The following is an 838-nucleotide window of genomic DNA, read 5'->3' on the forward strand; positions in this document are numbered from 1 at the left end:
GCGGCAGCGCCGCCTCCAGCTCTGCGCGGAACGCCTCAAAGTCCACCACCGCGCGCAGCCGTTCCAATGGATCGCCCGAGGCCGACAGCCACCCCAAGCGCTCCTCCGCGTCGAAGAACCCGGGCTGTCCCGCCATCCGCCGCTCCCACTCTCACCAGCAGCAGCGAATCAGCCCGCAGCCGTCAGCGCCAGGGGTTTTTCGAGGTGTCCTCTTGCTCCTTCGGCCCATCTTTGGATCGGAAAGACGACGTTCAGCTTGCGAGACGGATTCCTGGGTTACGACTTTATCCCTTGCCAACCTTGGAGCGCCCAGAATGGACTAGTTTGCCCTGCGTTCTCCTGTTATGGTCAGAAAAACAGTGAGGGCTGGATGATGGCGGATACGCCTGACCAGGCCATGACCGTAAGGGACGTGGCAGGTTACCTGAACGTCGACGAGAAGACCGTTTACAGGCTCGCCAAGCGCAGGGATCTGCCGGGCTTTAAGGTCGCCGGTGCATGGCGGTTTAAGCGGTCGGACCTCGATAGCTGGATCGATCAGAAGAAAAAAAGCAGCGCAGAACAAGGCGTGAGGGGCGGCACGTGAGCGATTTGAATATCAGCAACTTCATCTGGAATATTGCTGACGATGTACTTCGAGACGTTTACGTCCTGGGGAAGTACCGAGATGTCATTCTGCCCATGACCGTTATTCGTCGTCTCGATGCTGTGCTGGAGCCGACGAAGGAAGCGGTGCTCTCCATGAAGACCCAGCTCGATAAGGAGACCTCTGCGAAACGGCTTGCCTGTGGCGTGATGTGCTGATTCGCTGTCGGTCCGAAGGTTTGGGCAGCGAGGG

At 59.1% G+C, this 838-nt stretch carries 2 protein-coding genes and 1 pseudogene; 2 read left to right on the forward strand and 1 reads right to left on the reverse strand.

Annotation, left to right across the window (positions count from 1 at the left end; all coding sequences use genetic code 11):
* Nucleotides 1–136 (reverse strand): annotated as a pseudogene (locus tag FK498_RS18865) (IS5/IS1182 family transposase); the annotation flags it as partial.
* Between the two features lie 234 nt (nucleotides 137–370).
* Between FK498_RS18865 and FK498_RS18870 the strand changes: the two are divergent.
* Together FK498_RS18870 and FK498_RS18875 are read left to right on the forward strand one after the other, a co-directional pair.
* A complete protein-coding gene (locus FK498_RS18870) occupies nucleotides 371–586 on the forward strand; it encodes a helix-turn-helix domain-containing protein (protein WP_237561026.1) in 216 nt (71 codons plus the stop codon).
* Nucleotides 583–804, forward strand: a complete 222-nt coding sequence (locus tag FK498_RS18875; RefSeq protein WP_202614941.1) for a type I restriction-modification system subunit M N-terminal domain-containing protein — start codon at nucleotides 583–585, stop codon at nucleotides 802–804. Before FK498_RS18870 ends, FK498_RS18875 begins: the two co-directional genes overlap by 4 nt.
* The last annotated feature ends 34 nt before the right edge of the window (nucleotides 805–838 follow it).

Origin of the sequence: Elioraea sp. Yellowstone (assembly GCF_006704265.1) — a bacterium.
Classification (GTDB): Bacteria; Pseudomonadota; Alphaproteobacteria; order Acetobacterales; family Acetobacteraceae; genus Elioraea.

Excerpts from the sequence above, each read along its gene's own strand:
- FK498_RS18870 (WP_237561026.1), top strand. The coding sequence starts at position 371 with ATGATGGCGGATACGCCTGACCAGGCCATGACCGTAAGGGACGTGGCA.